The sequence below is a fragment of the Rhizobium aethiopicum genome, assembly GCF_014197535.1.
GTDB lineage: Bacteria > Pseudomonadota > Alphaproteobacteria > Rhizobiales > Rhizobiaceae > Rhizobium > Rhizobium aethiopicum_A.
The window spans coordinates 83056-103867 of the sequence record NZ_JACIFV010000008.1 but is presented as its reverse complement, the minus strand read 5'-3'; the positions used below and the strand labels follow the sequence as shown (position 1 = coordinate 103867).

The 20812-nt window shown below is 62.5% G+C and carries 20 protein-coding genes; 14 read left to right on the top strand and 6 right to left on the bottom strand.

Features of this window, described 5'->3' with window-relative positions; genetic code table 11:
* A complete protein-coding gene (locus GGD53_RS13675; RefSeq protein ID WP_184456790.1) occupies positions 1-1074 on the top strand; it encodes an ABC transporter ATP-binding protein in 1074 nt (357 codons plus the stop codon).
* A gap of 215 nt (positions 1075-1289) precedes the next feature.
* Here GGD53_RS13675 and kdgD read toward each other — a convergent pair whose 3' ends face one another.
* The 3 genes from kdgD to GGD53_RS13660 form a co-directional block, all read right to left on the bottom strand.
* On the bottom strand, positions 1290-2216 hold the full coding sequence (gene kdgD / locus GGD53_RS13670) for a 5-dehydro-4-deoxyglucarate dehydratase (protein ID WP_184456788.1): 927 nt from the start codon (positions 2214-2216) through the stop codon (positions 1290-1292).
* 32 nt (positions 2217-2248) lie between these two features.
* Positions 2249-3223 carry a mannonate dehydratase gene (locus GGD53_RS13665; protein WP_184456786.1) on the bottom strand — a complete coding sequence of 325 codons (975 nt, stop codon included), beginning with the start codon at positions 3221-3223 and terminating at the stop codon, positions 2249-2251.
* Between the two features lie 64 nt (positions 3224-3287).
* The gene (locus GGD53_RS13660; RefSeq protein ID WP_184456784.1) at positions 3288-3998 is read right to left on the bottom strand and encodes a FadR/GntR family transcriptional regulator; all 711 of its coding nucleotides are present in this window, start codon (positions 3996-3998) and stop codon (positions 3288-3290) included.
* Positions 3999-4130: 132 nt separating this feature from the next.
* Between GGD53_RS13660 and GGD53_RS13655 the strand changes: the two genes are divergently transcribed.
* Genes GGD53_RS13655 through GGD53_RS13635 form a run of 5 tightly spaced genes read left to right on the top strand, consistent with a single transcriptional unit; the run spans position 4131 to position 9261 of the window.
* Positions 4131-5726 (top strand): ABC transporter substrate-binding protein, encoded by a 1596-nt coding sequence (locus tag GGD53_RS13655; protein WP_184456782.1) that lies wholly within the window; start codon positions 4131-4133, stop codon positions 5724-5726.
* Between the two features lie 20 nt (positions 5727-5746).
* The gene (locus GGD53_RS13650; protein WP_184456780.1) at positions 5747-6772 is read left to right on the top strand and encodes an ABC transporter permease; all 1026 of its coding nucleotides are present in this window, start codon (positions 5747-5749) and stop codon (positions 6770-6772) included.
* Between the two features lie 14 nt (positions 6773-6786).
* A complete protein-coding gene (locus GGD53_RS13645; protein ID WP_184456968.1) occupies positions 6787-7689 on the top strand; it encodes an ABC transporter permease in 903 nt (300 codons plus the stop codon).
* Positions 7676-8521, top strand: coding sequence for an ABC transporter ATP-binding protein (locus GGD53_RS13640; protein ID WP_184456778.1), 846 nt, complete (start codon positions 7676-7678; stop codon positions 8519-8521). Before GGD53_RS13645 ends, GGD53_RS13640 begins: the two co-directional genes overlap by 14 nt.
* A complete protein-coding gene (locus GGD53_RS13635; RefSeq protein ID WP_184456776.1) occupies positions 8518-9261 on the top strand; it encodes an ABC transporter ATP-binding protein in 744 nt (247 codons plus the stop codon). Before GGD53_RS13640 ends, GGD53_RS13635 begins: the two co-directional genes overlap by 4 nt.
* A 22-nt stretch (positions 9262-9283) precedes the next feature.
* On the opposite strand, the gene GGD53_RS13630 is transcribed toward GGD53_RS13635, so the two are convergent.
* A complete protein-coding gene (locus GGD53_RS13630; protein WP_184456774.1) occupies positions 9284-9814 on the bottom strand; it encodes an NADPH-dependent FMN reductase in 531 nt (176 codons plus the stop codon).
* A 13-nt stretch (positions 9815-9827) separates the two neighbouring features.
* Entirely contained in the window at positions 9828-10892 is a 1065-nt protein-coding gene (locus tag GGD53_RS13625) for a LacI family DNA-binding transcriptional regulator (RefSeq protein WP_184456758.1), read from the bottom strand.
* Between the two features lie 183 nt (positions 10893-11075).
* Between GGD53_RS13625 and GGD53_RS13620 the strand changes: the two genes are divergently transcribed.
* The 5 genes from GGD53_RS13620 (at position 11076) to GGD53_RS13600 (ending at position 18115) form a co-directional block, all read left to right on the top strand.
* Positions 11076-13595: a hypothetical protein gene (locus tag GGD53_RS13620; protein ID WP_184456756.1), complete on the top strand. Its 2520-nt coding sequence runs from the start codon at positions 11076-11078 to the stop codon at positions 13593-13595.
* A gap of 67 nt (positions 13596-13662) precedes the next feature.
* Positions 13663-14922, top strand: coding sequence for an ABC transporter substrate-binding protein (locus GGD53_RS13615; protein WP_184456754.1), 1260 nt, complete (start codon positions 13663-13665; stop codon positions 14920-14922).
* Between the two features lie 11 nt (positions 14923-14933).
* Positions 14934-15971 carry a carbohydrate ABC transporter permease gene (locus tag GGD53_RS13610; RefSeq protein ID WP_184456752.1) on the top strand — a complete coding sequence of 346 codons (1038 nt, stop codon included), beginning with the start codon at positions 14934-14936 and terminating at the stop codon, positions 15969-15971.
* Positions 15968-17017, top strand: a complete 1050-nt coding sequence (locus GGD53_RS13605; protein ID WP_184456750.1) for a carbohydrate ABC transporter permease — start codon at positions 15968-15970, stop codon at positions 17015-17017. Before GGD53_RS13610 ends, GGD53_RS13605 begins: the two co-directional genes overlap by 4 nt.
* A gap of 18 nt (positions 17018-17035) precedes the next feature.
* Positions 17036-18115 (top strand): ABC transporter ATP-binding protein, encoded by a 1080-nt coding sequence (locus tag GGD53_RS13600; RefSeq protein WP_184456748.1) that lies wholly within the window; start codon positions 17036-17038, stop codon positions 18113-18115.
* 56 nt (positions 18116-18171) lie between these two features.
* On the opposite strand, the gene GGD53_RS32235 is transcribed toward GGD53_RS13600, so the two are convergent.
* On the bottom strand, positions 18172-18354 hold the full coding sequence (locus GGD53_RS32235; protein ID WP_004673791.1) for a hypothetical protein: 183 nt from the start codon (positions 18352-18354) through the stop codon (positions 18172-18174).
* A gap of 358 nt (positions 18355-18712) precedes the next feature.
* On the opposite strand from GGD53_RS32235, the gene GGD53_RS13590 reads away from it, so the two are divergent.
* The 3 genes from GGD53_RS13590 to GGD53_RS13580 all read left to right on the top strand — a co-directional run bounded on the left by GGD53_RS13590 (position 18713) and on the right by GGD53_RS13580 (position 20803).
* Entirely contained in the window at positions 18713-18922 is a 210-nt protein-coding gene (locus GGD53_RS13590) for a hypothetical protein (protein ID WP_064708964.1), read from the top strand.
* A 9-nt stretch (positions 18923-18931) separates the two neighbouring features.
* Complete coding sequence (locus GGD53_RS13585; protein ID WP_184456743.1) at positions 18932-19306, top strand: GFA family protein; 375 nt, start codon at positions 18932-18934, stop codon at positions 19304-19306.
* A 213-nt stretch (positions 19307-19519) separates the two neighbouring features.
* Positions 19520-20803 carry an efflux RND transporter periplasmic adaptor subunit gene (locus GGD53_RS13580; RefSeq protein ID WP_184456740.1) on the top strand — a complete coding sequence of 428 codons (1284 nt, stop codon included), beginning with the start codon at positions 19520-19522 and terminating at the stop codon, positions 20801-20803.
* Positions 20804-20812: the final 9 nt, after the last annotated feature.

The following is a 20812-nucleotide window of genomic DNA, read 5'->3' as shown; positions in this document are numbered from 1 at the left end:
ATGGCATCCGTTGAATTGAACGACATCCGCAAGACCTATGGCGCCGTCGACGTCATCCATGGCATCTCGCTGCATATCGAGGACGGCGAATTCGTCGCCTTGGTCGGGCCGTCCGGCTGCGGAAAATCGACGCTGCTGCGAATGATCGCCGGCCTCGAGGAGATTACCGACGGCGAGATCGCCATCGGCGGCAATGTCGTCAACGCCATGACGCCGCGCGAGCGCAACATCGCCATGGTCTTCCAGTCCTATGCGCTCTATCCGCACATGACCGTCGCCGAAAACATGGGTTTCAATCTGAAGCTCGCCGGCGTTGCCAAAGCGGAGATCGAGGCCCGCGTCACTGAAGCCGCCCGTATGCTCGACCTCGCCAAGCTGCTCGACCGCAAGCCCGCCCAGCTTTCCGGCGGCCAGCGCCAGCGCGTCGCCATGGGCCGCGCCATCGTCCGCAACCCGGCCGTCTTCCTGTTCGATGAGCCGCTCTCCAACCTTGATGCGAAACTGCGCGTGCAGATGCGCTCGGAGATCAAGACACTGCACCAGAAGGTCCGGACGACCTCGATCTATGTCACCCACGACCAGATCGAGGCGATGACGCTCGCCGACCGCATCGTTGTGCTCAATCACGGCAAGGTGGAGCAGCAGGGAACACCGCTCGAACTCTATCGGAAGCCGGCCAATCTCTTCGTCGCCGCCTTCATCGGATCGCCGGCGATGAATATGCTGGAGGGCACAGTGGACGGTGAAAACGGCGAACCCGCCGCCCGCCTCGAAGACGGCACGGCGATCCGCATCGCGCCCGACCGCAAGGTCAAATCAGGTCAGGCCGTCACCATCGGCCTGCGCCCCGAACATCTGGTTCCCGGCATATCGGGCGGCACACCGCTTGCCGGCCGAACCATGCTGGTGGAACCGACGGGCGCCCAGACCCATGTGGTCTTCGACCTTGCCGGGCAGCAGGTAACGGCGATCGTCGACGGCGAATATCCCGCCCGCTACGGCGCCGTGTTCGAGGCCAGTATCGCCAGCGACCAGGTGCACATTTTCGATCGTGGGACTGGTGTGGCGCTGTAGGTGAGGGCGATAGGGCTGCGACATTTTCAGCCTGGGAGATTGCCGACATCAGCCCCTCATCCGCCTGCCGGCACCTTCTCCCCGCTCGCGGGGAGAAGGGATATGCCGCACCGGCTTCCTCTATCTCGACGTTGCTTTTGGCACGTCCCCTCTCCCCGTTTTTACGGGGAGAGGGTTAGGGTGAGGGGCACCAACCGGCGCGAACATCTCCGCTTTTATTCCGCCGCAATCCGTTCGACGCCGTTGGCCTGGACGATCTTTTCCAGGAGCGCCAGCTCTTCCTGGGTGAGATCCGTCAAAGGCGGGCGCACAGGTCCGGGATTCTGCCCGAGCACTCGCAAACCGGCCTTGATAATCGAGACGGCATAGCCCTTCTTGCGATTGCGCAGGGCGACGAAGGGGAAGAAGAAGCTCTTCAGGATCTCGTCGACGGTCGCCTGATCGCCGCTGCGCAAGGCGCCGTAAAAACGCTGGGCGAGCGCCGGGACGAAGTTGAAGACGGCCGAGGAATAGGTCGTTACGCCGGCGGCGAAATAGGCTTGGGCATAGACCTCGTGGGTCGGCATGCCGCCGACATAGACGAGACGGTCGCCAAGCCGCGTTGTGATCTCGATGACCTTGTCGACATCGCCGACGCCATCCTTGAAGCCGATCAGGTTCGGGCATTCCTCGGCAAGCCGCGCGATGCTGTCGGCGGTCAGGATGGCATTGTCGCGGTTGTAGACGATGACGCCGATGCCGACCGATTGGCAGACCGCCTTGACATGGGCGATCAGGCCGGCCTGTTCGGCAAACATCAGATAGGGCGGCAGAAGCAGCAATCCGTCGGCGCCGGCCTTCTCGGCCGCCTGTGCGATCTCGATGGCAAGCGACGTGCCGTAGCCGGTTCCCGAGATGATTGGCGTCTTGCCGGCCGAGGCCTTGGCGGCTTTGACGACCGCAGGGATCTCGCTCGGATTGAGGGAGAAGAATTCGCCGGTGCCGCCGGCGGCGAAGAGGGCTGCAGCGTCGTAACCGGCAAGCCACTCGACATGGCGGCGATACTTCGCTTCGTCGAATTTCAGCTGATCGTCGAAATGCGTGACCGGAAACGAGAGCAGACCACTGCCGACGGCCTTCTTCAATTCAATCGGGTTCATCATCAAGTCCTATTCCTTACGTGTTGAAAATCGTGTCAGGCGTTCTCGAGCACTTGCAGAAGTGCCGCGATGTAGCCGTAGCAGAAGGCAAATGCGGTGGCGGATGGATCCTGGCCGCTGACGGTCGGCACATGGTCGGGCATCAGCATGTATTTGTAGCCGACTTCCTTGTAGATCCTGGCCGAGCGGACCATGTCCATGTCGCCCTCGTCGGGAAAGGTCTCCATGAAGGACAGCTTGCCGCCGCGAATATTGCGGAAGTGGACGTTGAAGATCTTGTTGCGCTCACCGAACCAGCGAATGATGTCGTCGATCTCTTCGCGCGGATTTTCGAGCATCTCGCCGACCGAGCCCTGGCAGAAATTGAGGCCGTGATAGGGGTTTTCGCGCATCTGCACGAATTTCTTCAGCCCTTCCACCGTTCCCAGCACGCGCGTGACGCCGCGATAGCCGGGCGGCGTATAGGGGTCGTGCGGATGGCAGGCGAGCCGGACGCGATTGCTTTCGGCGACCGGCACGACCCGTTCGAGGAAATAATCGATCCGTTCCCAGTTTTCGTCCTCTGAGAGCACGCCGGCAAGGCCGGGGGCTGCCTGCTGATCCGTCTTCTCCCAGCGGAAGCTCGCATTCATCGAGCCGCCGCGTCCCGGTTCGTCCGGCGTGCGCGGAATGCCGATCAGGTTGAGATTGTATTTGACCGCCGGAACGCCGGCCGCCGCGACATCCTCGATCATCTGGCAGACCGCATCGATCTGCCGGTCACGCTCAGGCCCGGCAAGCAGGATGTCGGGATAGGAGGCCTTCTCGATCGGCTGCGAGGGCAGGGGCAGCTGGATCATGTCGAGGATCAGGCCAAAGCTCTCGACCTTGTCGCGATGGCGTTCGATATCGGCAAGCGTCCAGCTGCTCGGCTTTCCCGGCGGATCGGCGCTGATATGCTTCACCCCCAATTGCGCGAAGATCCGATAATCGTCATCGCCGCGCGCCGCCACCTGTGTTCCAAGATACATCAGAGACCTCTCCAAATTCAATAATGTCATATGACATAATATGAATTTTTGAGGGTGTCGAGCCCTATTGCTGTTCGGCAAGCATGCGATAGCGACGTTGGCTCGCCATCAGATGCGCGCGCATCGCCTGGCGGGCACGGTCGGGGTCCTGATCGGCGATCGCCGCCAGGATGTCCACATGTTCGGCATAGACCTTCTGCAGATACTCGCGGTCATTGGCCTCCGGCAGCGTCGGAAACTGCCCGCGGGGAATGGCGCGCGGGCCGAAATGACGGAGAACATCGACATAGAACCGGTTGTTGGTGGCCGCGGCGATCGCCATGTGAAAGGCATAATCCGCCTCGACGGTCTGCTGTCCCGTCTCGATCAGTTGCGCCATTCTTCGGTTTGCCTCGCGGATCGCCGCTTCTTGCTCAGCCGTGCGGCGATAAGCGGCAATCGCTGCCGCTTCACCCTCGGTAGCCATGCGAAACTCCAGCAATTCCAAGGTTTCCGGAATGCTTTTGATTTCCACCGGCGTCAGCGACATGACCGAATGAACCTTCGGATCCGCGACGAACACGCCTTTGCCCTGGATTGGCCGGACAAAACCCGCAGCCCTTAAATCCGCGATGGCCTCGCGCACCACGGTGCGGCTGACGCCGAAGGTCGATTCGAGCTGCGGCTCGGTCGGCAGCTGGTCGCCGACGCGCAATTTCCCCGTCTCGATTTGCGCGCGCAATTGATCGATGACCTGCTGCGCCAGTCTTTGCCGACCACGGCCAAGTGTCGTCATTCTCGTTTCCCCAGTTCCTTTGCCTCACGTCTTCCGCACGGGTCTTGCAAATCATATCGGAGTTCGATAGATCATAATACGACATACGGACGACATAATATGTCTCTTATAGTAATCCAGGGAGGAGTTACAATGAAGCATTTTTCGAAAGGCATGTTCGTCGGCGCCGTTATCGGCGCGCTGATGATCGCTGCGCCGCTCTCGCACGCCGCCACCCCTAGGGATCAGCTGGTGATCGGGACGTCACTGGCGCAGGTCCTGTCGCTCGATCCGCATCAGGCGACCGAGGGCAAGGCCGTCGAGATCATGTCGAACCTCTACGACCGCCTGGTCAACAGCACGCCGGATGGCAAGATCGTGCCGCAGCTGGCCGAAAGCTGGAAGGTCGACGACAAGGGCATCACTTTCACGCTGCGCCAGGCCAATTTCGCCTCCGGCAATCCGGTGACGGCGAAGGACGTCGTCTATTCGATCGGGCGGCTTCTGAAGCTCGACCAGGCCGCTGCGGCGAACCTCAAGCGCGTCGGCTACGACAAGACCAATGTCGACAAGCTCGTTACGGCAGTCGACGACAAGACCGTGCGCATCGACTTTTCCGGCCAGGTGACGGCCGAGATGCTGCTCTACCGGCTCGCGGCATCGACCACCAGCATTGTCGACAGCGTCGAAGTGCAGAAGCATGTCGCAGACAACGACTGGGGAAATGCCTGGATGCGCACGCACTCGGCCGGCTCCGGTCCGTTCACCCTGAACCGCTGGTCTCCCAACGAGCTGGTGATCCTGGATGCCAACAAGGATTATGTGGCCGGCGCGCCAAAGATGAAGCGCGTCATCGTTCGGCATGTTCCGGAAAGCCAGGTCGAGCGGTTGATGCTCGATCGCGGTGACATCGATATCGCCAGCGCCCTGACTGCGGCCGATCTCGCGACCTTCGAGGACAAGCAGGGCTTTACGATTCAACGTATTCCGACAGGCGGCTTCTACGTGCTGTCGATGAATGCCGGCAACCAGTACCTGTCCAATCCGAAGGTGCGCGAGGCGATTGCCTATGGCATCGACTATAAGGGCATCGAGAAGACGATCATGGGGCCCTACGGGCGGGCGAGAAACGTCCCGGTTCCGGAGAATTTCGAATCTGCGATCCCGAACCCCGACTGGCATCTCGACGTCGAAAAGTCCAAGCAGTTGTTGGCCGAAGCAGGGTTCAAGGACGGCTTCTCGCTGACTCTGAAGACGATCGCCCAGACGCCGCGCATCGATCTTGCCACGGCCATCCAGGCATCGCTTGCCCAGGTCGGCATCAAGGTCGACATCCAGCAGGGCAACGGCTCGGAAATCATCGCCGCCCATCGCGCCAGGGATTTCGATCTGCTGATCCCGCAGACCAGCGCCTACATGCCGAACGTGCTCGGCTCGATGGAGCAGTTCTCCTCCAATCCCGACAACTCGAAGGAAGCCAACAATGCCGGCAATTTCGTCTGGCGCTCGGCCTGGGACATCCCGGAGCTGACGGCTCTGACGGCCAAGGCATCGATGGAACCGGACGCCAAGAAGCGCGGCGAGCTCTATGTCGAAATGCAGAAGATGTTCGTGGAACAGAAGCCGGCGGTGCTGCCGATGTTCGAGCGCTTCGAGCCGATCGTCCTGTCGACCAAGGTGCAGGGATATGTAGGGCATCCGACCCAGCTGACGCGTCTCGAGAACGTCACGAAGTCTGAAGCTCAGTAATACTCCCGAGGCAGCCGATCATGAAGGAACTCTCTGTAGCCGAATTTGGCCGACGCCTGGCGCATCTGCTCGTCAGCCTGTTCATCCTCCTCTGTGTGACCTTCGTGATCGGCCGCGTCCTGCCCACGGATCCCGTGGGCGCGATCGTCGGCGAACTCGCCGATCCCGCCGCCTATGCGGCGATGCGGACGCGTCTGGGGCTCGATCTGCCGATCTATCAGCAGTTCTTCCTCTATCTGAACGGGCTCGCCCATGGTGATTTCGGCACGGCCGTGCTCACCGGCAATCCTGTCTCCTCGGACCTCGCTCAGGCCTTTCCGGCCACGTTCGAACTTGCGACGCTGGCGGTGATCATCTCGACCTTCGTCGGCGTCCCGCTCGGCCTGGTCGCGGCGCTGTTTCGCGACAGCCTGATCGACAAGGTCGCCCGCGTGGTCGCCCTCGTCGGTCATTCGATCCCGGTGTTCTGGTTCGGCATCGTCGGCCTCGTCATCTTCTATGCCGGCCTGAACTGGGTCGGCGGGCCAGGCAGGATCGATGTGTTTTACGAAGGTCTGGTCACGCCGCAGACCGGGCTGCTGCTGGTCGATAGCCTCCTGCAGGGCGAGACGGAAATCTTCTGGAATGCGCTCGGCCACATAATCCTTCCGGCCATCATCCTCGCTTATGCCGCGATGGCCTACATTACCCGCATGACTCGCAGCTTCACGCTCGAGCAGTTGAGCCAGGATTACGTCATTGCGGCCCGCGCCAAGGGTGTGAGCCCCTTCGGCACGATCTGGCGCCATGTCCTGCCGAACATCGCCGTGCAGCTGATCACCATCCTCGCCATTTCCTATGGCGGATTGCTCGAAGGCGCCGTCGTGACCGAGATCGTCTTTTCCTGGCCGGGCATCGGCCAATACATGACGAATGCGCTGATGATCGGCGACATGAACGCCATCGTGGCCGGCACCATCATTGTGGGATTCATTTTCATGCTGTTGAACTTCCTCGCCGACGTCGCCTACGCCATATTTGATCCGCGCATGCGGGAGGCGGCGTGATGAGCCCCAGCCCGATGAGCAACGTTATCCGCAGCGAGATCCGGATTCGTCCGCCGAGCGTGCCGAGCCGTATGGCGGCGTCGTTTGCCCGTGCCGGCCGCAAGCTGGCTGCCGAGCCGCTCGGCCTTGCCGGCTTCGTCATCCTCGGCCTGCTTTGCCTGATCGCGATCTTCGCGCCGTTATTGGCGCCTTATGACCCGGTCATCCAATCGCTTGGCGACGCCCTGCAGCCGCCGAGCCTGGCGCATCCGGCCGGCACCGACGAGTTCGGCCGCGACATTCTGAGCCGCCTCATCTTCGGCACGCGCATCACCATTCAGACCGTGCTGTCGATCTCCCTCATCGTCGGGCCGATCGGCCTGTTGATCGGCGTCGTCGCCGGCTTCTTCGGCGGGCGCACCGATGCGCTCTTGATGCGCGCCACCGATATCGTTCTGTCCTTCCCGTCGCTGATCCTGGCGCTCGCCTTTGCGGCAGCACTCGGCGCCGGCCTGACCACAGCCATCATCGCGATCTCACTCACCGCCTGGCCACCGATCGCCCGGCTGGCGCGCGCGGAGGCGCTTGTCGTCAGAAACGCCGATTACGTGGTCGCCGCCCGCCTTTACGGGGCTTCGCCGATCCGCATCCTGCTCCTCTATATCGCCCCCATGTGCATTCCGTCGGTCATCGTGCGCCTGACGCTCAACATGGCGGGCATCATCCTGACGGCGGCCTCGCTCGGCTTTCTCGGCCTTGGCGCCCAGCCGCCGGCACCGGAATGGGGCGCGATGATTTCCAACGGCCGCAAATTCATGCTCGATTATTGGTGGGTCGCCGTCATGCCCGGTGTCGCCATCCTGCTGACCAGCCTTGCCTTCAACATCGCCGGAGATGCTCTGCGTGACATTCTGGATCCCCGCCATGCAAGATCGTGATTTGCAGCCCGTTCTTTCGGTCAAGGAGTTGAGCGTCCGTTTCGGGCGAGGGGCCGTGCCCGCCGTTTCTAATGTCAGTTTCGATGTCGGCCGCGAACGGGTCGGGATCGTCGGAGAATCCGGTTCTGGCAAATCGACGACGGGGCGGGCGATCATGCGCCTTTTACCGCCGGCCGCGGTCGTCACCGCCGAACGTCTGGATCTCGGCGGCGATCCGCTGTTGGCAAAAAGCGAGCGGCAGATGGGCGCGCTGCGCGGCAAGGACATCGCGCTGATCATGCAGGATCCGCGCTATTCCTTGAATCCGGTGCTATCGATCGGCAAGCAGATCGCCGAGGCCGCCCGCCTTCATCTCGGCCTGCGCGGCAAGCCGGCGCAGGATGCGGCGCGAGCCATGCTGGAGCGGGTGCGCATCACCGATCCCGAGCGGGTCATGGCGCTTTATCCCCACCAGATCTCGGGCGGCATGGGCCAGCGCGTGATGATCGCCATGATGCTGCTGGCGCGGCCGAAGCTCGTCGTCGCCGACGAACCGACCTCGGCGCTCGATGTCAGCGTTCGCAAGGACGTGCTGCTGCTGCTCGATGAGTTGGTGCGTGAAAACAATTCGGGCCTGCTGCTGATCAGCCACGACATCCGCATGGTGGCGGCCTTCTGCGAGCGTATCATCGTCATGTATGCCGGACGGATCATCGAAACCCTGACCAGTCTCGAAGAGGCCCGTCATCCCTATACGCGCGGTCTGATAGCAGCGCTGCCCGATCCGAAAAACCCGGTTCGCCGGCTTGCCGTTCTCGATAGGGCGAAACTCGATCTGGAGGCGGCGCAATGATCAATGTCCGTGACCTCGATGTTGTCTTCACCTCGGGCAAATCAAGCAACCATGTCGTCAAGGGCATCAGTTTTCAGGTGGGCCAGGGCGAGACGCTTGGCATTGTCGGCGAATCCGGCTGCGGCAAATCGACGGTGCTGCGCTGCCTCGCCGGCATGGAGGCCGGTTGGACCGGTCAGATCGAGCTTCGCGGCAAGCCGATCGGCAAGAAGCGCTCCCGCGAGGAACTGACCTCAGCCCAGATGGTGTTTCAGGATCCTTACGGATCCCTGCATCCGCGCCACCGCATCGGCACCGCGCTTGCCGAACCGTTGCGCGCCATGCGCCATTACGACATCTGGTCGAAGGTCGAAAGGGCGTTGATCCAGGTGGGCCTGCCGGCAAGCTTCGCCAACCGTTTCCCGCACGAGCTTTCCGGCGGCCAGCGGCAGCGCGTGGCGATCGCCCGGGCGCTGATCCTGTCGCCGCCGATCCTGCTGCTCGATGAGCCGACATCGGCGCTCGACGTTTCCGTCCAGGCCGAAATCCTCAACCTGCTTGCCGATCAGCGTGAGGAGAAGGGGCTGACCTATCTGCTCGTCAGTCACGATCTCGCGGTCATCGCCCATATGTGCGACCGGGTGCTGATTATGAAAAACGGCGGCTTCGTCGACGAACTCACAAAGGCGGATCTGCAGGCCGGCACGACGCATGATGCCTATGCGCAGGAGCTGTTCGAGGCGAGCTTCATGGAGGCTTGACGGGTCGTTGCGCAGCCGAGCCTCAGGCTGGGCTGCAATAGCGTGCGAAAGCCTCGAGGAAATGGCGCATCTCCTCCTGATGCCGGGGCGCGGAAACATGCTCGGCAATTTCTTCCGGGGAAAGCTTCATCAGATGGAGGCGAAGAAAGAGCTGCTCGTTGAAGCGCTCGCTCAGCGTGGCGAGAACGGTGCGAAGCTGCTGCAGCATGTCATCGCCGCGATGCGACGCGTGCGCAAGCACGATCGGTTTGCCGATCACTTCGTTGCGGGAGACGAGCCAGTCGATGGCGTTCTTCAGCCCGCCGGGGATTGACCTGATATATTCGGGACTCGCCAGGATCAGTCCATCCGCGTCCGCGATCGCCTTTGCAAGAGCCGCCACTTCGGAAGGAGGCTCGGGACTTTCGAGATCGGGCGAGAAGACCGGGAGCTCGCCAACACGATCATAGACCGAGAGCGTATGCGCCGGCCCGGCAGCCGACTGGAGGGCATATAGCATGGCCGTATTGGTCGAGGCTCTGCGGGCGCTTCCGGATATCGCCAGAAATTTCATGACCGGCCTAACCTCATGTGATTGGCTTAATGTGATCCGCGGCAACCGGATGGCGGACGGCTGCGACGCTGCCTCTTTCGACGACATGGCATGCAAGCTCGACACGGCGGCGCGGCAAGGCAAGGCCGAGCATCATGTCGCGCAAGAGGTCGAGCGCGGTGGCGCCGAGTTCGCGCATCGGGATGTGCACCGTCGACAGCGGCGGATTGAGAAAGGCCGATTGCGGCAGGTCGTCTATGCCCATGACGGAGACATCCTGCGGCACGGCATAACCCATCGCCTGCAATCCGCGCACGGCGCCGTTGGCGAGACTGTCGCCCGCCGTCAGAACGGCGGTGAAGCAAAGACCCTTGTCGCCGACGAGACGGGTGATCGCCTCGGCGCCGAGTTCCGGCAACCAGTCATCAACCTCGAGCACCAGGTCGGCATCGGCCGTCAGCCCATGATGCTGCAGCGCGTCGCGCCAGCCCTCCAGGCGCCGCTCGATCGTCCGCCGTCCCGGCCGCAGCATGAACAGGATACGTTGATGCCCGGCCTTGATCAGCCGCTCGGCGGCAATGAAGGCGGCCGAGCGGTTGCAGGGCGTCACACTCGAGAGCCGCATATAGGGATCGTCGCTGTTGACGAGCACGACGGGCTTTCCGAGATCGGAGGCGGCCGCCAGCATATCCTCTTCGTCAACCGTCAGGATCAGCATGCCGCCGAAGCCCGCATCATTGCGCATCTCGGCGACAACGCGGGCTTCATCGGCCTTGTCGGCGACCGGGCGCATGGCGAGCTCGATGCCAAGGGCAGACGCGCGCGCGTTCAATCCTTCGAGCACGTGGAGCGTGAACTGGTTGCGGACATAGTCGATCATTGCCGCGCCGGAGGCGACGAGCATGACCTTCTTGCCGGCGACACTCGCCGGCAGCGCGTAGCTGACAGCGCTTGCCGTTTCCAACACCAGCTTGCGGATCTCGGGCCTGACGCCCTTTTCGCCGGCGAGCGCGCGCGACACCGTGCTGATCGATACGCCGCATCGGGCGGCGATGTCGTCGAGGCGCGTGCGCCTGCCCTTTTTCTGCTCCGCGGTCATCACATCTCCTCGCTCCCTCGTGAAGTATGCAAAAATCTTTCAGATTGCGCAAATGGAATGGCTATGCACAATTGAGGTGTCAGCGACAGGCGGCAGAGCAGGGAGGCTTTGAAGATGCGGTTTGACGGCAAGTCCATGCGTCGGCATTTTGCCCGGCGTGTTAAAGCTCAAGCGGGCTGAAGCATGGCCGCCGAAGAGTCTTATCTCCGCCGCAAGACCGCGAAACAAGGCCCGATCGTCTACTGGCAGCTCGGCCATCTCTCGCAGGCGCGCTACGACGTCGCCGATCGGTCGATGGAAGGCAAGATGGATCCGTTTTTCTTCGTCACTAAGACGAAGAATTTCATCCCGCATGAATATCCCTGCCGCACCGAATTCAAGGCATCCTTTTCCGGCCGAAGACCGCAGCCGGCGACCGAATTCGAGGCCGTCCGCTGGTGGCTTCCCTTTTCATCGCCGCGCGTCGATCTCTCCGGCTTCTGGTTTCGTCCGACGCGCATCGGCTGCTGGGCGCGCACCTTCCTCGATGCGCAGTCGGCGGGACCAGCCACGCTGCGCCTGACGACCTGCGGTGGCGCCGTCCTCTTCGTCAATGAGGCCGAGCAGGGCTTCATGGCGCCTTACCAGCGCAATCTGGAAGCCCAGCAGATTTTCGAGGTCGAGCTTTCCAAGGGTCTCAACGAGATCCGCGTTTATTTCGACGATCTCGCCGAACGCGACGCCCGCTTCTATTTCCAGCTGGATTATTTCGAAGGGCCGGAGGTCGAAACATCGGTGCCTGTTCCGATCGCCGCCAGTGAGGCGGACGGGCTGGAGGCAATCCTCGAAGGCATGCGCTTCGATCGCACCGCCTATCTCGGCGAAAACGTGACGATCCTGTTTCCCGCGCCGCTGCCGGTGGCGCTGAGCTGTCATGTCGAGATCGAAGGCGACTTCATGTCGGTCGAGCGCTTCGATTATGAATTCGCGCTGGAAGCGGGGGCGACGAAGCTGGAACTCGGCCCCTCGGCTGATATGCCCGCCGATTTCCGCCATTTCCGCATCACGTTCAAAACAGGCAAACTTTCGCTCGGCCGCACGCTCGGCGTCGAGATCTGCCATCCCCAGCGCCAGGGGCTAGCGCCCGCCGCGCTCGAGGCTCGCGTCGCAGAGGCGCTTGCCGAGGTCGCCGCCCATTCCGAGCCCGATACCGTTTGCGCCTTCGCGCGCTTGGCTTTGGGGCAGGGCGGCGAGGACACCGAGGCGATGATTTCGGCGATGCTGCCTGTTATCGAGGATTGTCACGACTGCGCCGATTTCGTGCTGGTGCCGCTGCTGTTTGCCTATACGCGCTGGAGCAATCTGCTGTCGCAGGATCTGCGGCAGAGAATCGAGCGCGCCGTTCTCAGCTATCGCTACTGGATGGACGAGCCCGGCAATGACGTTCAGTGGTATTTTTCGGAAAATCACGCGCTGCTCTTCCACACCGCCGCCTATCTCGGCGGAAGGCTGTTCCCCGATGCCGTCTTCGTCCGTTCCGGCCGCACCGGCGCCGAGCAGATGAGGGTCGGCGAAGAGCGGGTCCGCGCCTGGCTCGATCATTTCGAGCGCTGGGAAATGGCCGAATGGAATTCTGTTCCCTATTTCCCGATCGACCTCAAAGGGCTGACGGCGCTTGCTGCCTGCGCCCCGGATGAAGCTATCCGCAACCGCGCCAATGCCAGCATCGTCCGCCTGATGGAAATTGTCGCCCGCTCGGCCCATCACGGCATGCTGACCGGCAGCCAGGGCCGCTCCTACGAACACACGCTGCGCCCCGGCCGCTCGGTCGAGTTGTCGGCCATCGCCCGGCTGCTCTGGGGCCGCGGCTGGTACGGCCGGCGCGTCCATGCGCTGCCGCAGCTTGCCGTCTGCATCCGCGATCACGGGCTGCGTTTCCCGGAAGCGCTGGCGACGATCGCGGCGCATGACACCGACGACGCGCAGGAATGGACCTTTTCCCAGGGCGAGAACCGTTTTGCCGCCCTCTACCACTATAAGACCCGCGATACCGCGCTCGGCACCATCGCCCATTATCGCCCCGGCGCCTGGGGTTATCAGGAGACGGTGCTGCATCTGCGTTTGGGCGAGCGGCCGGAAGCGCAGATCTGGATCAACCATCCCGGCGAAACCATCCAGTTCGGCTACGGCCGGCCCAGTTTCTGGGGCGGCTGCGGAACGCTGCCGCGCGTCCATCAATATCGTGACCTCGCCATTCTCGATTTCGACATCCACGAGGGCCAGCCGGATTTCACCCATGCCTGGTTTCCGCTCGAAGCCTTCGACGAGACGGCGGTCGGCAGCAATCTGGCGCTTGCCCGTTCCGGCAACGGTCTGGCGATGCTGATCGGTAGCGGACCGCTCGAACCGGTGAAACACGGCCCGACGACGGATGTCGAGCTGCGCCTGGCCGGCCGCAACGGCCGCTGGATCGTCCGCCTCTCCGATCTCGGGCGAGAGGACGGCCTCGACGGCATGCGGGCGCGTTTCGCCACGCTTGCCGCCCGCCGCGTCAATGAGGGCGCCTTGATCATCGACGACCCAGACTATGGTCAGGTCGTCTTCGAAGAGGACGGTACCGTGCGCGCCGAAGGCCGTATTCTCAAGCCGTCGGACTGGTCAGTACGGGGAGACGCGGTACATCTTGAGATAGCGGGCAGGCAGCAGCGGCGCGCTGCCTCTTAAATGATATGTCCGGACAGGTGGAGGACCTGGCCGGATGCAGAAGTTCATCGGTCAAGAGGAGGAGACTATGACCAGAATGAAATCGATCGGCGCGGCTTTTGCTGCGGTTCTCTTGAGTTCCGTCGCCGCCCACGCCGGCGACGTGCGCATCATGTGGTATTCCGACGGCGGCGAAGGCGAGGTGATCAAGGATCTGCTGGCGCGTTTCTCCAAGGCCAATCCCGATGTCAACGTCATCCTCGATGAAGTCTCCTATGACGTCGTCAAGGAACAGCTGCCGGTGCAGCTGGAAGCCGGGAAGGGGCCCGATATCGCCCGCGTCACCAATCTGAAGGCGCAAGCGCAGCACTGGCTCGATCTCCGCCCGCTTCTCGCCGATGCGAAATATTGGGACGAGAATTTCGGCGCCCAGGCCGATTGGATGCGTCCCGACGGCTCGAACGCCATCACCGGCTTCATGACGCAGCTGACGCTCACCGGCGGCTTCGTCAACAAGACGCTGTTCGAGCAAGCCGGCGTCGAAATTCCCGGCCCGAAAGCCACCTGGGACGATTGGGCAGCGGCGGCCAGGAAGGTCGCCGACAGCCAGAAGGTCTTCGCCATGGCGATCGACCGCTCGGGCCACCGCGTCTCCGGCCCCAATATCTCCTATGGCGCCAACTATATCGCCGCCGACGGCAAGCCGGCGCCGATCGATCAGGGCGCCAAGGAATTCCTCAGCCGCTTCGTCAAATGGAACGAGGACGGCACCGTCAACAAGGACGTCTGGGTAAGCGCCGCCGGCAGTACCTATCGCGCTGCCGCCGAAGACTTCATCAATGGCGGTCTTGCCTATTATTATTCCGGCAGCTGGCAGGTTTCGGGCTTCGCGCAGAAGATCGGCGACAGTTTCGACTGGATCATGGCCGGGAGCCCCTGCGGCACGGTGGCCTGCACCGGCATGCAGGGTGGCGCCGGTCTCGTCGCCGTCAAATACACCAAGAACCCGAAGGACGTCGCCAAGGTGATGGACTACCTGGCAAGCGCCGACGTGCAGAAGGAATTTGCCGAGCGCAGCCTGTTCATTCCGGCGCATAAGGGCGTAGCCGCCGGCCAGGTGGACTTCAAGACCGATAATCCGCATGTGAAGGCGGCGCTGAAGGCCTTCGTCGAATCGGCCGGCCAGACAGCCGCTCCGGCGATGAAGCTGCCGGGCTGGAAGTGGTCGGACGCCTATTACAGCGCCATCGTTGCCCGCATCAGCCAGGTGATCGCCGGCGAAATGAAGCTCGACGACGCCTATGCCCGCATCGACGAGGACATCAAGGCCAAGGTCGGCGGCAACTGACGGAAGAGCGGATGACGGACGGGACAGTTTCTTCCGAACCGCCGGCGAAAGCCGGTCTGCGGCAGGCGCTCCTTGCGCCTGTCAGGCTCGCCATGGGGATCGTCGATATCCCGATGCGCGCCTGGCAGAAGCTGACGGGGCTGAATGGCATGGCGGGCGTCTTTCTGGCGCCCAACATGCTGATCTTTTCCATCTTCGTGCTCCTGCCGCTGGTCATCAACTTCATCTATTCGACGACGAGCGGCGGCGCCATTTTCCTGCCGAACAGGACCTATGTCGGCGCCGAGCAGTACCGCATCCTCTTTGATTGCCGCTCCTATCTCGACCCCTCGACTTGTGCTGCCGACACCTTCTGGGCCGCCGTGCGCAACACCGCCGTCTTCGTCGTCTTCCAGGTCTCGGCAATGCTGGTCGCGGCACTCGCAACGGCTTTGATCCTCAACCGCGAGCTTTCCAATCGCGGCTTCTGGCGCGCCGTCTTCTTCTTTCCGGTGCTGCTGTCCCCCGTGGTCGTTGGCCTGATCTGGAAATGGATCCTGCAGCGTGAAGGCCTGTTGAACTATGCGCTGAGCCCTTTCGGCTTCGAACCCTTCTCCTGGCTCAGCGATCGTTTCTGGGCCTTCTTCTTCGCCGTCTTCGTGTCGGTCTGGGCGCATATGGGCTTTTACGCGCTGATCCTGCTCGCCGGCCTGCAGGCGATCCCGAGGGATCTCTATGAGGCGGCGGCGATGGACAAGGCCAGCCCCACCCGTGTCTTCCGGCGCATCACCCTGCCGCTCTTAATGCCGAACCTCATCGTCGTCCTGGTTCTGGCGCTGATCCGCGCCGTGCAGATCTTCGACGAGGTTTTCGTGCTCACCGGCGGCGGGCCCGGCACCAGCACCATGTACATTACCCAGTTTATTTACGAGACCGGCTTTGCCAGTTCGCTGCGCAATCCCGGCCTGGCCTCGGCCGCCTCGATCCTGATGGGCATCGTGCTCGTCATCCTGACGCTGGTTCAGCTCGCCGCAAGCAGCCGCAACGAGAAGAAGGGCAAACGTCTATGAGCGCCGTCGCCACCTTCCTGCTTCGCCGCCGCGGCCGCGGCTGGCACTGGACCGACGTCGTCACCTGGATCTGGCTGATCTCAGGCGTCATCCTGATGTTCGGCCCGGCCATCTGGCTGGTCTTCTCCTCCTTCAAGACGCCGGCGGCGCTCGCCGAGTTCCCGCCGTCCGTCCTGCCCTATGTCACCGAGCAGGCCGTGGTGCCGGGCTACGACAAGCCTTTGCCGCTCTATAATGTGACGATGCCGGATGGCAGCACCCACGTGCTCGCCGAAGTCCGCCGCATCGGCATCATGGGTCAGATGGTCGATCCGAAACAGCCTGGCGAAATCGTCAAGGTCAACATCAAGGACCGCACGCCGGTCCGTGAGGTCGAATTCGCCGCGAATAACTACACCGAGCCTTTCCAGCGCTTCGACTTCTTCCTGTTCCTGCGCAACTCCGTCTTCGTAACGGTCGTGGCGACGGCCATTACCCTGCTCGTCAATTCCATGGCCGCCTTCGCGCTGTCGAAATACCAGTTTCCCGGCCGCACCGCCGTCATGCTGATGATCCTAGCGACGCTGATGGTGCCGCTCTCGGTGATCGTCGTGCCGCTCTATTCGGTCATCGGCAGCTTGAACCTCTTCGACAGCCTCTGGGGCGTCATCCTGCCGACTGTCGCCACGCCGACGGGCGTTTTCCTATTGCGCCAATACATGCTGACGATCCCCGATGAACTGATCGATGCGGCGCGCATGGACAAGGCCAGCGAATGGCAGATCTACTGGCGCATCATCCTGCCGCTGTCGGCCCCGGCGCTGGCGGTGCTGGCGATCTTCTCGGTGGTCTGGCGCTGGAACGACTTCCTCTGGCCGCTGATCGTGCTGTCGCGCAAGGAACTCTACACGCTGCAGGTCGGCCTCAATGTCTATGCCGGCGAGCTCAATGTGCAGTGGCACTATATTCTCGCCATGACCGTCGTCTCGATGATCCCCGTCGTGCTGATCTTCGTCTTCCTGCAGCGCTTCATCACGACTGGTATCGCCGGCTCGGGGCTGAAATAATATGAAACAGGAGAGTGCATGAGCGGACTCGAGCTCAGGAACATCGTCAAGAATTTCGGCGCCGTCGAGGTCATCCGCGATGTCTCGCTTGAGGTGAATGACGGCGAGTTCGTCGCTTTCGTCGGCCCGTCCGGGTGTGGAAAATCGACTTTGCTGCGCCTGATCGCCGGTCTCGACAAGCCCACCGGCGGCAGTATCGCCATCGACGGCAAGGACGTCACCGCAATCGGTGCGGCCGACCGCGGCCTTGCCATGGTCTTCCAGTCCTATGCTCTTTATCCGCATATGAGCGTGCGCGAAAACCTTGCCTTCGGCTTGGAGAACACCAAGGTGGCCAAGGCCGAGATCGAAGCGCGCATCGCTGACGCCGCCCGCATGCTGGAGATCGAGCCTTTCTTGCAGCGCCGCCCCGGGCAGCTCTCCGGCGGCCAGCGCCAGCGCGTCGCGATCGGCCGCGCCATCGTGCGCCGGCCGGATGCCTTCCTGCTCGACGAGCCGCTCTCCAATCTCGATGCCGAGCTTCGGGTGAGCATGCGCGCCGAACTCGCCGCCCTGCATGCCCGCCTGAAGGCAACGATGATCTACGTTACCCACGATCAGGTCGAGGCGATGACGCTCGCAAACCGAATCGTCGTGCTGAGAGGCGGCAGGATCGAACAAGTTGGGACGCCGCTGGAACTCTACAACAAACCGGCCAACCGCTTCGTCGCCGGCTTTATCGGCGCGCCGCACATGAATTTTCTGGAAGCCTCGATCGTCGGCCACGATGGCAGTTTCACGCAAGTCGAAACCGTCGGCGGCCATCGTCTTTCCGTCCTTGCCAGGGAGGCGCGCCCGACGGGCGAGAGGGTCAGCATCGGCATCCGGCCACAGCACATCAGCCTCGCCGATGCCGCCGCCGCAGGCAGGCTGGACACGCGGATCACCCTTGTCGAAGAGCTGGGTTCTGAAACCGTCGTCCACACCGAAACCGCCGGCAAGAGGTTGATCGCCGTCTTTGCCGGCCAGCAGCAGATGAAATCGGGAGACAGCCTGCCGCTCCATCTCGACCCCGCTGTGCTGCACCTCTTCGGTGAGGACGGCCGGCGTTTGTCTTGAAACAAAAAGCCCGCGCCGGAATGGAGGCGCGGGCCGAGTTTCATGTCATGAAAGCCTTAGTGGCTGTTCTTGTGGCTTTGTTGACCAGCCTTTACATGCTGCTCATGGCTGCCGCCGCGGGTTCCGCTGGACTGCGCGTCGCGACCGCCTGAAGAGGCGCTGCGGGTATTGGAGTCGTTCTTGTGACTCTGCTGCCCAGCCTTGACGTGCTGTTCGTGGGTTCCACCTTGGTTTGCCATTCGGTTTCTCCTTGGTTTTGAACTGAGGCCACGTCGACCTCGAGTTCACAACCTCGCTCCGGCGCATGCGTTCCGCATTTTAATATTTCGTGATCTCGCCGGAGAGAGGAGGATGAGGAAGCGGACCGGGCGGGTAGGGAGCTCGCCTGCCATTTCGTTGGCCACCGGGAGAAAGCGGAAAAATCCCGATGTTCTCTAGCGGCCCGCAGCCTCGCTTCGAAAACCGTCTCTCGGCAAAAAAGGTTCCAGGAAAATCAGCCGCATCCGCTTCGGTTGATGGCCCTGCCGAGGCCGCTCGAGTCTTTTCAAATAGATGGGCCGCTCTAACTTACAGGGAAGCTGATGAAAGGAGAAAACCATGACCGACGCACCGAAAACGGCGACCCCGGCGCGAAGAGTGTTGCGTGGCCGCCCCTACAGCATGAGCGAATTTGCCAGAAAATACCGGTTGGACGACAAGGAGGCCAAGCGCCTCTATGACAAGTTTGGCCCCTCCGCCACCGAGCTCGACCTGTTGATGGCGGCAAAGCGCCGTCCGCCGCGGCTCCCCACCAAGCTCGACTCCTGACGGCCGTCCATGAGGATCAGAACGGGAAGCTGCCTTTGCGGAGCGGTCGCCTATCGAGTGGAAGGCGAGCCGCTTCGCGTCGGCCTCTGCCACTGCGCCGATTGCCGGAAATCGAGTGGTTCCGCCTTCGTCTTCTTCGCGCTCTGGCCTCGATCGGCTTTCTCCCATAGCGGCGAAATTGCCACTTTCGCCGGCCGCAGCTTCTGCCCCGCCTGCGGCAGCAGGCTTTTCTGCCTGCAGGAGGCGACGGTGGAAATCCGCCTCGGCTCGCTCGACAGCCCGCCAACGGATCTTGAGCCGAGCCATGAAGTCTGGATCAAGCGGCGCGAAGCCTGGCTGCATCCGCTGCCGGATGCCGAGCAATATGCCGAGGATGCCGATTGACCGTCGGCAATTGTTGCCTGTCAGGAGTGCGAAAACGCTACGGATTTTTGCGCAATGGGCTCTGCCGTGCGGAAACTTGAGTTTTCTTACCAATATTTCATTTCACCTGTCCGCAATTCCGTGCCAGTTCGGCGGCAACGCTAATTCCCGGTTCATCTGCGGTGTGATTATTTCATTGCAGGCCGATGCGGCCACTGACTGATCGAGGATGACATGAACAAGATCGTAAGCGACGAAACCGGAGCAAAGGCCGGCACGACGCCCGACCTCGCAGCGGTTCTTGCCGCGTCGGCAAGGCAGAACAAGCGGGGCCGCTGGCGCGGGCGTCTGCTCGTTCTGCTGATCCTCCTCGCTGCCGCTGCCGCTTACTTCTACATCGGCCGCGGGCAAAGCGAGGTGAGCTACACCACGCAGCCGGCAAAACGCGGTGACCTGACGGTGCTCGTCACCGCCACCGGTTCGGTGCAGCCGACCGAGCAGGTGGATATATCGAGCGAACTTTCCGGCACCGTCCGCGATGTCAACGTCGATTATAACAGCACGATCAAGGCCGGCGACGTACTGGCGCTGCTCGACACCAACAAGCTCGAGGCGGATGTGAAGAGCTCGCGCGCCAAGGTCAATTCGGCCAAGGCGAACGTCGCCAAGGCCAATGCCGATCTCGAATCGGCAAGCACCTCGCTCGAGCGGCTGAAGAGCCTGGTCAGGAGCAATGTCTCCACCCAGCAGAGCCTCGACGACGCCACCTACAAATATGATTCCGCCGTCGCCGCCAAACAGATCAACGAAGCCGAGGTTCTGGCCTCGGAGGCCGACCTGCAGCTTGCCGAGGTCAATCTCGCCAAGGCAAAGATCGTCTCACCGATCGATGGCGTGATTCTCACCCGTTCCGTCAATCCGGGCGCCACCGTCGCCGCCTCGCTTTCGGCGCCCATTCTCTTCACCATCGCCGGCGATCTGAAAAAGATGGAGCTGCAGGTCGATGTCGACGAAGCCGATGTTGGCAAGATCGCCGTCGGCCAGAAGGCGAAGTTTACCGTCGATGCCTATCCCGACCGGTCGTTCCCCGCCGAGATCGAGCAGATCCGCTTCGCCTCCGAAGTGGTCAACAACGTGGTGACCTACAAGGCGGTGCTCTCGGTTGACAATGCCGACCTGCTGCTGCGCCCCGGCATGACGGCGACCGCCGACATCACCGTCGAGGCCGTCAAGGATACGCTGATGGTGCCGAACGCCGCGCTGCGTTATGCCCCGCCGCAGGCGGAACGGCGCGGCCGCGGCATTCTCGGGATCTTCGGGCCGCCACGCCGGCGCGGCGGCAGTTCCGGTGAGGTGCTGACGGGAGCGCAGCGCCGCGTCTGGGTGCTGCGCAGCGGCCGCGCCGCGCCCGTCGTCATCCAGGTCGGCTCGTCCGACGGCCAGTTCACGCAGGTGATTTCAGGCGAGATCAAGGAAAACGACCCCCTGGTGACCGACGCCACGGTGCGGACGAACTAGGCGGAGAGA

What these genes read in the sequence shown, in the direction of transcription:
- GGD53_RS13675 (WP_184456790.1), top strand. Translation starts at nt 1, where the DNA reads ATGGCATCCGTTGAATTGAACGACATCCGCAAGACCTATGGCGCCGTC.
- kdgD (WP_184456788.1), bottom strand. Translation starts at nt 2,216, where the DNA reads ATGATGAACCCGATTGAATTGAAGAAGGCCGTCGGCAGTGGTCTGCTC.
- GGD53_RS13665 (WP_184456786.1), bottom strand. Translation starts at nt 3,223, where the DNA reads ATGTATCTTGGAACACAGGTGGCGGCGCGCGGCGATGACGATTATCGG.
- GGD53_RS13660 (WP_184456784.1), bottom strand. Translation starts at nt 3,998, where the DNA reads ATGACGACACTTGGCCGTGGTCGGCAAAGACTGGCGCAGCAGGTCATC.
- GGD53_RS13655 (WP_184456782.1), top strand. Translation starts at nt 4,131, where the DNA reads ATGAAGCATTTTTCGAAAGGCATGTTCGTCGGCGCCGTTATCGGCGCG.
- GGD53_RS13650 (WP_184456780.1), top strand. Translation starts at nt 5,747, where the DNA reads ATGAAGGAACTCTCTGTAGCCGAATTTGGCCGACGCCTGGCGCATCTG.
- GGD53_RS13645 (WP_184456968.1), top strand. Translation starts at nt 6,787, where the DNA reads ATGAGCAACGTTATCCGCAGCGAGATCCGGATTCGTCCGCCGAGCGTG.
- GGD53_RS13640 (WP_184456778.1), top strand. Translation starts at nt 7,676, where the DNA reads ATGCAAGATCGTGATTTGCAGCCCGTTCTTTCGGTCAAGGAGTTGAGC.
- GGD53_RS13635 (WP_184456776.1), top strand. Translation starts at nt 8,518, where the DNA reads ATGATCAATGTCCGTGACCTCGATGTTGTCTTCACCTCGGGCAAATCA.
- GGD53_RS13630 (WP_184456774.1), bottom strand. Translation starts at nt 9,814, where the DNA reads ATGAAATTTCTGGCGATATCCGGAAGCGCCCGCAGAGCCTCGACCAAT.
- GGD53_RS13625 (WP_184456758.1), bottom strand. Translation starts at nt 10,892, where the DNA reads ATGACCGCGGAGCAGAAAAAGGGCAGGCGCACGCGCCTCGACGACATC.
- GGD53_RS13620 (WP_184456756.1), top strand. Translation starts at nt 11,076, where the DNA reads ATGGCCGCCGAAGAGTCTTATCTCCGCCGCAAGACCGCGAAACAAGGC.
- GGD53_RS13615 (WP_184456754.1), top strand. Translation starts at nt 13,663, where the DNA reads ATGACCAGAATGAAATCGATCGGCGCGGCTTTTGCTGCGGTTCTCTTG.
- GGD53_RS13610 (WP_184456752.1), top strand. Translation starts at nt 14,934, where the DNA reads ATGACGGACGGGACAGTTTCTTCCGAACCGCCGGCGAAAGCCGGTCTG.
- GGD53_RS13605 (WP_184456750.1), top strand. Translation starts at nt 15,968, where the DNA reads ATGAGCGCCGTCGCCACCTTCCTGCTTCGCCGCCGCGGCCGCGGCTGG.
- GGD53_RS13600 (WP_184456748.1), top strand. Translation starts at nt 17,036, where the DNA reads ATGAGCGGACTCGAGCTCAGGAACATCGTCAAGAATTTCGGCGCCGTC.
- GGD53_RS32235 (WP_004673791.1), bottom strand. Translation starts at nt 18,354, where the DNA reads ATGGCAAACCAAGGTGGAACCCACGAACAGCACGTCAAGGCTGGGCAG.
- GGD53_RS13590 (WP_064708964.1), top strand. Translation starts at nt 18,713, where the DNA reads ATGACCGACGCACCGAAAACGGCGACCCCGGCGCGAAGAGTGTTGCGT.
- GGD53_RS13585 (WP_184456743.1), top strand. Translation starts at nt 18,932, where the DNA reads ATGAGGATCAGAACGGGAAGCTGCCTTTGCGGAGCGGTCGCCTATCGA.
- GGD53_RS13580 (WP_184456740.1), top strand. Translation starts at nt 19,520, where the DNA reads ATGAACAAGATCGTAAGCGACGAAACCGGAGCAAAGGCCGGCACGACG.